The organism is Mumia sp., assembly GCF_028803055.1.
GTDB lineage: Bacteria > Actinomycetota > Actinomycetes > Propionibacteriales > Nocardioidaceae > Mumia.
In genome coordinates this window covers 1-11796 of record NZ_JARBCJ010000103.1, presented here as the reverse complement: position 1 = coordinate 11796, position 11796 = coordinate 1, and the positions used below count along the sequence as shown (strand labels likewise).

Below are 11796 nucleotides of genomic sequence, written 5' to 3'. Positions count from 1 at the left end.
CGACCTCGAGGCGTGGAAGGAGGGACGTACGGGGATCCCGGTCGTGGACGCGGGCATGCGGCAGCTGCTCGCGCAGGGGTGGATGCACAACCGCGTGCGGATGATCGTGGCGAGCTTCCTGGTGAAGGACCTGCATCTGGCGTGGCAGCACGGCGCACGTCACTTCGCCGAGCACCTCGTCGACTTCGACCTCGCCTCCAACCAGCACAACTGGCAGTGGGTGGCCGGCTGCGGCACGGACGCGGCGCCCTACTTCCGGGTCTTCAACCCGGTCACCCAGGCGAAGAAGTTCGACCGAGACGGCACCTACGTACGCCGGTGGGTTCCCGAGCTCGCCGACGTCCCGACCCGGTGGGTGCACGAACCGTGGCTGCTCCCGGACCCGCCGGCGAGCTATCCGCCGCCACTGGTCGACCACGCCGAAGAGCGCCGGGAGGCGCTGCGGAGGTACGAGGAGATCCGCTGACCCGCCCTGGTCCGACGGGCGCCGCCGCATGAGAGCGTGGCCCGATGACGACCACGACCATCTCGCGGCAGTTCAACGGACCGGACAGCTCCGGCAACGGAGGCTACGTCGCCGGACTGGTCTCGCACCCCGTCGCCGACCACGGCGCCGCCGTGGTGACGTCGACGCTGCGGGTCCCGCCGCCGCTCGACGTCCCGCTGGACCTCGCCTTCGACGGGCACCGGTCGGTGCTCTCCGACGGCGCGACAGTGGTGGCCGACGCGGTCGCAGGAGCCTTCGACGTGGATCCCGCGCCGTTCGTCGGGGAGGTCCTCGCCCGCTTGGGGAGCGAGGCGTACGAGGGGCGTGTCGAGCATCCGTTCCCGCACTGCTTCACCTGCGGGACGGCGCGGACGCCCGGTGACGGGTTGCTCGTGTTCTCGGGTCCGGTCGACGACCCGGGGTTCCCCGGCACGGTGGCGGCGAGCTGGACGCCGCACCCGGCCTTCGCCGACGCCGAGGGCCGTCTCGGCACGGAGGTCGTCTGGGCGGCGATCGACTGCCCGGGCGGCTGGGCAGCACACATCGACCGGACCCCGATGGTGTTGGGGCGGATGACCGGTCAGATCCTCTCGCCCGTCGTCACCGGGCACGACTACGTCAGCGTGGGCACGCTTCGCGGCGTCGACGGGCGCAAGCACCGCACCGGCACCGCGCTCTACGGCGTCGACGGGACGCTCGTCGCGCGTGCGGAGCAGACCTGGATCGCGATCGACATCACCGACTTCCGCCGACCGACTCGTCACGTACCCGCCTAGACTTGTCGTGCCCTGCTCGCACCGCTGAGGGCCGCGGACGCGACCGCCGCCCCCCACGGAGGAACCACTCGTGACCCAGTCCTCAGAGTCTGTCGTGCCATGGTGGCGCAACGCCGTCTGCTACGAGATCTACGTCCGCTCGTTCGCCGACGCCGACGGTGACGGGGTCGGCGACCTCTTGGGCGTCACCTCTCGGCTCGACTACCTGGAGCAGCTCAACGTCGACGCGCTGTGGCTCACGCCGTTCTACCGCTCGCCGCAGGCCGACCACGGCTACGACGTGGCCGACTACCGCGACGTCGACCCGCTCTTCGGCACGCTCGCCGACTTCGACGAGATGCTCGCCGGCGCCCACGAGCGCGGTCTCAAGGTCATCGTCGACCTCGTGCCCAACCACACGGCCTCGGCTCACCCGTGGTTCCAGGAAGCCCTCCGGGCGGGCCGGGGCAGCTCGGCACGAGAGCGCTACCTCTTCCGGGACGGCCGCGGACCCGACGGCTCGCTGCCGCCCAACAACTGGCAGTCGGTGTTCGGCGGCCCGGCGTGGACCCGGGTCGAGGACGGCCAGTGGTACCTCCACCTGTTCGACGCCGGGCAGCCCGACCTCAACTGGGATCACCCGGAGGTCGGCGAGGAGTTCGAGTCGGTGCTGCGCTTCTGGCTCGACAGGGGCGTGGACGGCTTCCGCGTCGACGTGGCGCACGGCCTCTTCAAGGCGTCCGGCATGCCCGACGTCGAAGGGCTCGGACCCGCGGGCGAGACGCTCGACGCCACGATGACCGAGTGGGACCGCCCCTACTGGAACCAGCCGGGCGTGCACGAGGTCTACCGCGGCTGGCGCACGGTGCTCGACTCCTACCCCGGTGACCGGATGATGATCGGTGAGGCGTGGGTCGGCTCGGCCGAGGCGATGGCGCACTACGTCCGCCCTGACGAGATGCACCAGGTCTTCAACTTCCACTGGCTCTCGACTCCCTTCTCCGCGCCCGCGCTACGCCGCGTCCTGGACGAGACGTACGCCGCGGTGGGCCCGGTCGGCGCGAGCCCCACGTGGGTGCTCTCCAACCACGACGTCGTCCGTACGGTCACCCACTACGGTGGCGGCGACCTCGGGCTGTCTCGGGCCAAGGCGGCGATGTTGACGATGCTGGCTCTGCCCGGGTCCGCGTACGTCTACCAGGGCGAAGAGCTCGGCCTCCCCCAGGTCGACGTGGCTCCCGAGGACCGGCAGGACCCGACCTGGCTGCGTGGCGGCGGTGTGGGCCGCGACGGCTGCCGGGTCCCGATGCCATGGTCGGGCTCGGAGCCTCCGTTCGGCTTCTCCCCCGGCGGACCCGGGGAGGTCCGCACGTGGATCCCGCAGCCAGACTGGTTCCGTGATTACACCGTCGAGCACGAGACCCGCGACCCGTACTCGACGCTGAACTTCCTCACGTTCGCCCTGCAGCAGCGTCGAGAGCTCGTCGGCGGCCTCTCGACGACCTTCGAGATGCTGGAGCGCGGTGACGACGTGGTCGCGTTCCGGCGTGACGGTGTCGACGGTGCGCGTGGTCTGGTGTGCGTCGTCAACTGCGGAACGGTCGACCATCCGGTCGACGATCTCGGCACGCCGGTCGTGCTCTCCGCGGCGCTCGCCGAGGGCACCGGTCAGCTCCTTCCCGACTCGGCGGCCTGGTTCCTGTCCTGACGCCGTTCGCCGAGCCCTTCGTCGAGCCGATCGAGATGAACGCAGGCGCTGCGGCGTGCGCGATTGCGTAACGATATATCGCGTTCTATCATCGATACTCCAACGCTTGCCACAGGAGGATGCCTCGTGCGAAACCCAGACTTCGACCTCAGAGAGACCTTCGATCCCACCTCCGGGCGTCGCCGACCGCGTCCAGGTCGTCGCGACCCGCGCGGCCGCGGTCACGGCCATGGTCCCGGATTCGGCCCTGACTTCGGCCCCGGCTCAGGTCCCGGCTTCGGACCGGGCTTCGGCGAGCGCCGGCGTGGCGGGCCCCGCGCCCGCCGTGGCGCCGTACGCCTCGCCGCGCTCTCGGTCCTGGCCGACGGCCCGACCAACGGGTACGGCCTGATCACCACCTTCACCGAGCGCACCGAGGGACGGTGGCGGCCCAGCCCGGGGTCCATCTACCCCGTGCTCCGACGGCTGACCGCGGACGGCCTCGTCGAGCCCGTCGATGCGGAGGGCACCCAGTTCCAGATCACCGAGGACGGTGCCGCCTACCTCGCCGATCACGCCGCGGAGGTCGCGCAGGCCTGGGACAGCGGGCGACCCGGCTCGCAGACCCAGGAGGAGCTGCACGTCAGCGCACGCAAGCTCGTACGGGCCGCCCGCCAGGTGGGCGAGGACGGCAGCGACGACCAGCGCGAGCGGGCCGCTCAGATCCTGGACGAGGCGCGCCGTCAGCTCTACGGCCTGCTGGCCGAGTGACTACGGCGACGGGTCGCGTGCGTCGTAGGTGAGGAAGCCCCGCTGGAGGGCGACCGCCACCAGCGTCCCGACGACGCACGCGACTCCGCCGCAGAGCATCGCGACCCCGATCGTCGTGATCTCGGCGAGCGATCCGGCCAGGAACTCGCCGAGGCGCGGGCCGCCGGCGACGACGACCGTGAACAGACCCTGGAGCCTCCCCCGCAGCGCGTCGGGGGCCGCCTGCTGGAGCATCGTGCTCCGGTACGCCGCGCTCACCATGTCGGCCGATCCCGAGAACGCCAGCATCGTCACCACGAGCCACATCAACCCCGGCGCACCGATCGCACTCGCACCCGCGAGCGCCACGGCGACCCCGTACGCGACGACGGCCACCACGATCGCGACCCCGTGACGGTGCACGCGCCCGACCCATCCCGAGAGCATGAACGCCACCAAGGACCCGATCGCCGGCGCGGCCTGCAGCAGCCCGAGCGCCGACGGCCCGCCCGCATAGACCGTCAGCGCGAGCGCGGGGAACAGCGCCCGGGGCTGCGCCAGCACCATCGCGCACAGGTCGAGGACGAACGTCATGCGCAGGTTCGGCGCGCGCCGCAACCACGCCATCCCCTCGACCACCGACCGGAAGCCCGGCACCCCCCGAGGCGCCTCGAGGGGCGGGATCGGCGGCAGGCGCACCAACGCGTAGACGGCGGCGGTGAACGTCACGAGGTCGATCGCGTACGTCGCCGCCACCCCGAGCCAGGCGATCACGACACCGCCGACCAACGGGCCCACGGTGAAGCCCAGGTTGTACGCCGCCATGCTCAGCGCGTTGGCCGCCGGGAGCAGGTGCGCCGGGATCAGCCGCGGGATGATCGCGGACCGCGCCGGGCTGTTCACCGCGAACAGACCCGACTGGACCGCGACCACGGCGTACAGCAGGACCACCGACTCGAGGCCCACCAGCGCCTGCGCCAACAGCACCGCCGTGCACACCCAGAGCCCGACCGCGGTCACGAGCGCGACCGTCCGCCGGTCGAAGTGGTCGACCAGCGCCCCGCCGTACAGGCCGAGCACGATCAACGGGACCAGGGCGACGATCCCGAGGACCCCGACCGCGAAGGAAGAGTCGGTGATCACGAAGACCTGGTAGGCGACCGTGACCGTCGCCATCTGCTGACCCAGCTGAGACACCGTGTGGCCGACCCAGAGACGCCGGTAGTCGACCGACTCCCGGAGCGGACGGATGTCGGTGAGGATCCGCCCTACGCCCCGTGGTGCCGTCACGGGAACGATTGTCCCGCCCTGCGGATCACCCTGGGGATCGCCTCTGGAACCGGCCCGGGAAAGGGGTTGGCCCGGGCGGGAGCGCGGCGTAATCTCGTCCGTACACGGGAAGGAGGTGGTCCGAAGAATGATTGACTTCAGGACATGTGAGGTGGCTGTCAGCTAGCCACGGTGCCGTGGGAACGCCAGCACCGTGCGGCGAATCCCAGGCAGCCACCCGACCCGCGGGGGCCGAGAGCAAAGTCCGCTCGGCACGCAAACCCCGCGGGTCGTTCCTGTCTTCACCCTCCTGCGGCCCGGCCCTCTGCCCGGCCTACGGCGCGAGGCGCTCGCGAAGCCATTGCCCACCGACGGCACGGAAGCGGATCCGGTCGTGCATGCGGCCCGAGCGTCCCTGCCAGAACTCGATCGAGTCGATGGACACGCGATAGCCGCCCCACCACATGGGACGCGCCACGTCGTCGGGGTACGAGACCTCCGCCGCGTCGTACGCCCGCTCGAGGGCGACCCGGTCGGCGACCACCCGCGACTGGTCGGAGGCGACGGCGCCCAGCTGGGACGCCCGAGGCCGTGAGCTGAAGTAGTCATCGCTCTCGCTGTCAGACACCCGCGTCACCGAGCCCTCGATCCGGACCTGCCGCTGCAACGGGTGCCACAGCATCACCAACGCCGCGTGCGGGTTGCCCTCGAGGTCGTCGCCCTTGCGCGACTCACGGTTGGTGTAGAAGACCGCCCCCTCGGCGTCGAAGCCCTTGAGGAGCACGATCCGGACCGACGGCAGCGCACCGGGCGTCGCCGTCGCCAGCGCCATCGCGTTCGGCTCGTGCATCCCCGAGGCGACCGCCTGGTCGAACCACGTCCCGAAGAGCCACACCGGGTCGTGCCCGGCGTCGGCCTCGCTCAGTCCGGATGCCTCGTACTCCTCGCGCAGTGCCGCGATCGCGTGGGACTCCATGGACAGCACCCTACGAGACCTGGCGTTGCGCGGGCGGGGCAGAATGACTGGCATGACTGACGCATCCGAGACGGTGAAGGTCCACGAGGGCCTCGAAGGCGTCGTCGCCTTCGCCACAGAGATCGCCGAGCCGGACAAGGAAGGCTCCGCGCTGCGCTACCGCGGCGTCGACATCGAGGACCTCGTGGGGCGAGTGCCCTTCGAGAAGATCTGGGGCCTCCTGGTCGACGGCACGTACGAGCCGGGCCTCCCGCCCGCCGAGCCCTTCCCCATCCCTGTGCACTCGGGTGACATCCGGGTGGATGTCCAGAGCGCGATCGCACTGACCGCTCCCGCCTGGGGCCTCCGCCAGCTGTACGACATCGATCCTGAGCAGGCTCGCGACGACCTCGCCCGTACGGCCGTCATGGTGCTGTCGTACGTCGCCCAGGCCGCACGGGGCGTCGGTCAGCCGATGGTCCCGCAGACCGAGATCGACAAGGCGAGCACCATCACCGAGCGGTTCCTCACCCGGTGGCGCGGCGAGGCCAACCCCGCTCACGTCAAGGCCATCGACGCCTACTGGGCCTCCGCCGCCGAGCACGGCATGAACGCCTCCACGTTCACCGCACGCGTGATCGCCTCGACCGGCGCCGACGTCGCTGCCGCGCTGTCGGGTGCCGTCGGCGCGATGTCGGGTCCGCTGCACGGCGGCGCGCCGTCGCGCGTGCTCGGCATGATCGGCGATGTCGAGAAGTCCGGCGACGCGCGGACCTATGTCAAGGGCCTGCTCGACGCCGGCGAACGCCTGATGGGGTTCGGCCACCGCGTCTACCGCGCCGAGGACCCGCGCGCCCGTGTCCTGCGCCGGACCGCGCGCGAGCTCAACGCCCCGCGGTACGCGGTGGCCGAGGCGCTGGAGGACGCCGCGCTCGCCGAGCTGCGCGAGCGCCGCCCGGACCGGGTGCTGGAGACGAACGTCGAGTTCTGGGCAGCGATCGTCCTCGACTTCGCCGAGATCCCGCCGCACATGTTCACGTCGATGTTCACGTGCGCTCGCACGGCCGGATGGAGTGCGCACATCCTCGAGCAGAAGCGCACGGGGCGGCTGATCCGTCCGTCCGCTATCTACACCGGCCCGCCGTCGCGCAAGCCGGAGGACGTCGAGGGCTGGGACCCGGCCTGGGCCTGACCTCCCCCTCGTGCATCCCCGATCCGACGGGTTGCGCACCGGATCGGCACGTGATCTCGGTGCACAACCCGTCGGATCACGGGGCGCAGCGGATGCGGGAAGCGGTCAGGGGCGGTCGTAGGCAGCCAGGATCGCGTCCGCGGCACTCGTCGCGGGCATGTCACCGGAGAGCACCTCGGCACGGACCTCGTCGAGCACCCCGCGTACGGCCTCCGAGCGCCGCAGCCGTTGCTCGAGCTCGTCGCGCACCAGCGCCCACATGAACTCGAGCTGCTGTGCCGCCCGCTTGTCGCGCAGGCCGCCGGCACCGAGGAACTCGCGGTGCCTCAGCACCCGCATCCACACCGTGTCCACCTCCGTGCCCTCGAGCCCGGAGCAGGTCAGCACCGGCGGGACCCACCCGGTGGTCCCGGCGTGGACGAGGCGGATCGCCCCGGCGAGGTCGCGGGCAGCGACGCGTGCCTCCGGCTCGCGGTCACCGTCGGCCTTGTTGACCGCGATGACGTCAGCGATCTCGAGGATGCCCTTCTTGATGCCCTGGAGCTGGTCACCGGTCCGCGCGAGCGTGAGGAACAGGAACGTGTCGACCATCCCGGCGACGGTCACCTCCGACTGCCCGACGCCGACCGTCTCCACGAGCACCACGTCGAATCCGGCCGCCTCGAGCACGAGGATCGCCTGGGTCGTCGCGCGCGCGACGCCGCCGAGGGTACCGGCCGACGGCGAGGGGCGGATGTACGCCCGGGGGCTCGCCGCGAGCTCCGGCATCCGCGTCTTGTCGCCGAGGACCGAGCCCCCCGTACGCACCGACGACGGGTCCACCGCGAGGACCCCGACCTTGTGGTCGGTCGCGGTCAGGTGGGTGCCCAGCGCCTCGATGAACGTCGACTTCCCGACCCCCGGGACCCCCGAGATCCCCACGCGGACAGCGCCACCCGAGTGCGGGGTGAGCAGCGCAAGCAGCTCCCGTGCCGCCTCTCGGTGGTCGGGTCGACGAGACTCGACGAGGGTGATGGCTCGCGCGACCGCAGCACGCTGCCCGGCGCGTACGCGGTCAGCGAGCTCGACGACGTCGACCATCAGTGCTGCAGCGTCGCCCGGAGCTTGTCCAGCAGCTCGAGCGCCGACTCGGCGATGACCGTGCCCGGCAGGAAGACCGAGGCCGCTCCCATCTGCTTGAGCGTCTCCACGTCGTCCGGCGGGATCACGCCGCCGACGACCACGAGGACGTCGGGACGGCCCAGCTCGGCCAGCGCGTCACGGAGCGCCGGCACGAGCGTCAGGTGGCCCGCAGCCAGGGACGAGACGCCCACCACGTGGACGTCGGCGTCGACCGCCTGCTGCGCCACCTCCTCCGGCGTGGAGAAGAGCGGGCCCACATCGACGTCGAAGCCCATGTCGGCGAAGGCGGAGACGATGACCTTCTGGCCCCGGTCGTGCCCGTCCTGGCCCATCTTGGCCACCAGGATGCGTGGACGTCGTCCCTCGGCCTCCTCGAAGGCGTCGGTCGCCGCGATCACGCGCTCGACGTTCTCGGCCTTGCCTGCCTCGGATCGGTACACACCAGAGATCGTACGGATGACCGCCTTGTGGCGTCCGTAGACCTTCTCGAGCGCGTCGGAGATCTCGCCCACCGTGGCCTTGGCCCGGGCGGCGTCGACGGCCAGCGCGAGGAGGTTGCCGTCGAGCGAGCCGTCCTTGCTCGCCCCACGTCCCGCCGACTCGGTCAGGGCGTGCAGCGTACGGCGGACCTCGTCGTCGTCACGCTCGGCCCGCAGCCGCTCCAGCTTGGCGACCTGCGCGGCGTAGACCGCGCGGTTGTCGACCTTGAGGACCTCGAAGGGTTCCTCGGTGTCGACGCGGTAGGTGTTGACGCCGATGACGGCCTGGTGCCCGGCGTCGATCCGCGCCTGGGTGCGGGCGGCAGCCTCCTCGACGCGCATCTTGGGGATCCCGGCCTCGATGGCCTTGGCCATGCCGCCGGCCCGCTCGACCTCCTCGATGTGCGACCAGGCACGGCGGGCGAGGTCATGGGTGAGGCGCTCGACGTAGTAGGAGCCGCCCCACGGGTCGATCGTCGCCGTGGTGCCCGACTCCTGCTGGAGCAGGAGCTGGGTGTTGCGGGCGATCCGCGCGGAGAAGTCGGTCGGCAGGGCGATCGCCTCGTCGAGCGCGTTGGTGTGCAGCGACTGGGTGTGCCCCTGGGTCGCCGCCATCGCCTCGATGGCCGTCCGCTGCACGTTGTTGAACACGTCCTGCGCCGTCAGCGACCACCCCGACGTCTGGGAGTGGGTCCGCAGCGAGCTCGACTTGGGGTTCTTCGGGTCGAACGGGGCGACGAGCCGTGACCAGAGGGCGCGCGCAGCCCGGAGCTTGGCGACCTCCATGAAGAAGTTCATCCCGATCGCCCAGAAGAACGACAGCCGCGGCGCGAACGCGTCGATGTCGAGCCCGACGTCGAGGCCCGCGCGGATGTACTCGACACCGTCGGCCAGGGTGTAGGCGAGCTCGAGGTCGTTCGTCGCTCCGGCCTCCTGGATGTGGTAGCCGGAGATCGAGATCGAGTTGAACTTCGGCATCCGCTGCGCGGTGTAGGCGAAGATGTCGGAGATGATCCGCATCGACGGCGCCGGCGGATAGATGTAGGTGTTGCGGACCATGAACTCCTTGAGGATGTCGTTCTGGATGGTCCCCATGAGCTGCTCCGGCTTCACCCCCTGCTCCTCGGCCGCCACGATGTAGAGCGCGAGCACCGGGAGCACCGCACCGTTCATCGTCATCGAGACGCTCATCTTGTCCAGCGGGATGCCCTCGAAGAGGGTGCGCGCGTCGTAGATCGAGTCGATCGCGACCCCGGCCATGCCCACGTCGCCCACGACGCGAGGGTTGTCCGAGTCGTAGCCGCGGTGGGTCGCGAGGTCGAAGGCGACGGACAGGCCCTTCTGGCCCGCGGCGAGGTTGCGCCGATAGAAGGCGTTCGACTCCTCCGCCGTGGAAAACCCCGCGTACTGGCGGATCGTCCACGGCTGGGTGGTGTACATCGTCGGGTACGGACCCCGCAGGAACGGCGCGAGCCCGGGGTACGTGTCGAGCGCGTCCAGACCCTGGAGGTCGGCCCCCGTGTAGAGCGGCGCGATGTCGATGCCCTCGGGCGCAGGCCAGGGCTCGGCACCGTCGGCGGCGCGGTCGTAGGCCGTACGGTCGGCCGCGTACGGCTGGTCCGGGTCGAGCGGCAACCCGGCGAAGGACTCGGGGATGCTCATGCGTCTGCTCCGGTCTCGGCCGCGGGTCCGCCCGCGGCTCGCGCCGCGCCGAGGTGTCCGCGCGTCTCGTGCAAGAAGGCCAGGGCGTCGACGCCGGTCGCCGCCGTGGCGTCGACGGCGACACCGTCGACGGGCTTCCCGGCGAGGATCACCCACTGCGCCCCGGCCGCGCGCAGTGCGGTCACGAGGTCGGCGCCCCACTCGGCGTAGCCACTGTCGGGTCCGGCGAGGCAGACCACCGGAGCTCCGTCGTACGCCGCGAGGACGGCGTCGACGCCGGCCGTCGGGCCGGCGGTCACCGTCTCGATGCCACCCGCCGCCAGCAGGCTGGCGATGAAGGTGACCCGCGCGGTGTGCGCCGAGATCGGCCCCATGGTGGCGAGGAAGACAGGCGTGGGGACGGGGTTGTCCCGCAGCGCCTCGAAGGCCGCACCGTAACGCTGGACGGGCTCGGCGCCCTCGGGGTACGGGGTGCGCTCAGGCAGCACCTCACGCAGGTTCGGGAACTCCGACAGACCGGTGAGCGGGCGCTTGCGCCGGGCGATCTGGCTCTCCCGCTCGCGGGCGACGGCGCGGTGGCGCCCGACGAGCGACCCGTCCTCGATCGCGTCGACGGCGCCGCCTGCCTCCTCGATGCGGCCGAGCTCGTCCCAGGCCGCGCGGGCGAGGTCGTCGGTGAGGCGCTCCACGGCGTACGCGCCGCCGGCGGGGTCGGTGACGGCGCCGACGTGCGCCTCGGCGGTCAGCAGCGACGACGTGTTGCGCGCGATCCGACGGCTGAACGCGTCGGGGAGCCCCAGCGGGGCGTCGAACGGCAGCACGGTCACCGACGAGGCGCCACCGACGCCCGCAGCGAACGCGGCGACCGTGGTCCGCAGCATGTTGACCCAGGGGTCGTACTTGCTGAGCATCACCCGGGAGGTGACCACGTGCTGGACCTGGCCGCGTGCCACGTCCGCAGCACCGCAGAGCTCGGCGAGGCGGTTCCAGGTGCCGCGTGCGGCGCGAAGCTTGGCGATGGTCGTGAACTGCTCGTCCGTCGCGGCGAACCGGAACTCGATCATCGCGAGTGCGTCCTCGACCGAGAACCCGGCAGCGGTGAGGAGGCGCAGGTACGCCGCACCGACCGCGAGCGCGTAGCCGACCTCCTGCGCCTCGGACGCTCCACCGTCGTGCGCCGCGGTCGCGTCGACCACGAACGCGGCGATGCCACGCTCGGCCGCCTTGCGGGCGCCCTCGACGACCACGGTCTCGAGCACCATCTCACCGGTGTATCCGCGCAGCGAAGCACCGATCGGGTCGAGCCCGAGGTTGGTGCCGGGGGCCGGTGTGACCCCACGCTCGTCGAGGTAGCGGCAGAACGCGTCGGCGGCGCCCAGGCCGTCGGCCCGTGCCTCGACGACGACGGGCGCGAGATCGACGAACACCCGGTCGAGCA

At 71.4% G+C, this 11796-nt stretch carries 10 protein-coding genes; 5 read left to right on the top strand and 5 right to left on the bottom strand.

Features of this window, described 5'->3' with window-relative positions:
- The 4 genes from PV363_RS11060 to PV363_RS11045 all read left to right on the top strand — a co-directional run.
- Positions 1–466: FAD-binding domain-containing protein (locus PV363_RS11060; protein WP_301022346.1), on the top strand; the 466-nt coding region annotated here is incomplete at its 5' end.
- A gap of 44 nt (positions 467–510) precedes the next feature.
- On the top strand, positions 511–1263 hold the full coding sequence (locus tag PV363_RS11055; protein ID WP_301022345.1) for a hypothetical protein: 753 nt from the start codon (positions 511–513) through the stop codon (positions 1261–1263).
- 70 nt (positions 1264–1333) lie between these two features.
- Positions 1334–2950 carry a glycoside hydrolase family 13 protein gene (locus PV363_RS11050; protein ID WP_220343558.1) on the top strand — a complete coding sequence of 539 codons (1617 nt, stop codon included), beginning with the start codon at positions 1334–1336 and terminating at the stop codon, positions 2948–2950.
- A 126-nt stretch (positions 2951–3076) separates the two neighbouring features.
- The gene (locus PV363_RS11045) at positions 3077–3700 is read left to right on the top strand and encodes a PadR family transcriptional regulator (protein ID WP_220366178.1); all 624 of its coding nucleotides are present in this window, start codon (positions 3077–3079) and stop codon (positions 3698–3700) included.
- Here PV363_RS11045 and PV363_RS11040 read toward each other — a convergent pair whose 3' ends face one another.
- Together PV363_RS11040 and pdxH are read right to left on the bottom strand one after the other, a co-directional pair.
- A complete protein-coding gene (locus tag PV363_RS11040; protein ID WP_220346154.1) occupies positions 3701–4969 on the bottom strand; it encodes an MFS transporter in 1269 nt (422 codons plus the stop codon).
- 313 nt (positions 4970–5282) lie between these two features.
- Complete coding sequence (gene pdxH, locus PV363_RS11035; RefSeq protein WP_220366180.1) at positions 5283–5924, bottom strand: pyridoxamine 5'-phosphate oxidase; 642 nt, start codon at positions 5922–5924, stop codon at positions 5283–5285.
- A 52-nt stretch (positions 5925–5976) separates the two neighbouring features.
- On the opposite strand from pdxH, the gene PV363_RS11030 reads away from it, so the two are divergent.
- Positions 5977–7095: a citrate synthase 2 gene (locus PV363_RS11030; RefSeq protein ID WP_220343554.1), complete on the top strand. Its 1119-nt coding sequence runs from the start codon at positions 5977–5979 to the stop codon at positions 7093–7095.
- A gap of 105 nt (positions 7096–7200) precedes the next feature.
- Here the strand turns inward: PV363_RS11030 and meaB are convergent, their stop codons facing one another.
- The 3 genes from meaB to PV363_RS11015 form a co-directional block, all read right to left on the bottom strand.
- Positions 7201–8175, bottom strand: coding sequence for a methylmalonyl Co-A mutase-associated GTPase MeaB (gene meaB / locus PV363_RS11025; protein ID WP_220346152.1), 975 nt, complete (start codon positions 8173–8175; stop codon positions 7201–7203).
- On the bottom strand, positions 8175–10358 hold the full coding sequence (gene scpA, locus PV363_RS11020) for a methylmalonyl-CoA mutase (protein WP_220346151.1): 2184 nt from the start codon (positions 10356–10358) through the stop codon (positions 8175–8177). The genes meaB and scpA overlap by 1 nt, the downstream gene beginning before the upstream one ends.
- Positions 10355–11796: methylmalonyl-CoA mutase family protein (locus tag PV363_RS11015; protein ID WP_301022344.1), on the bottom strand; the 1442-nt coding region annotated here is incomplete at its 5' end. The genes scpA and PV363_RS11015, both read right to left, overlap by 4 nt.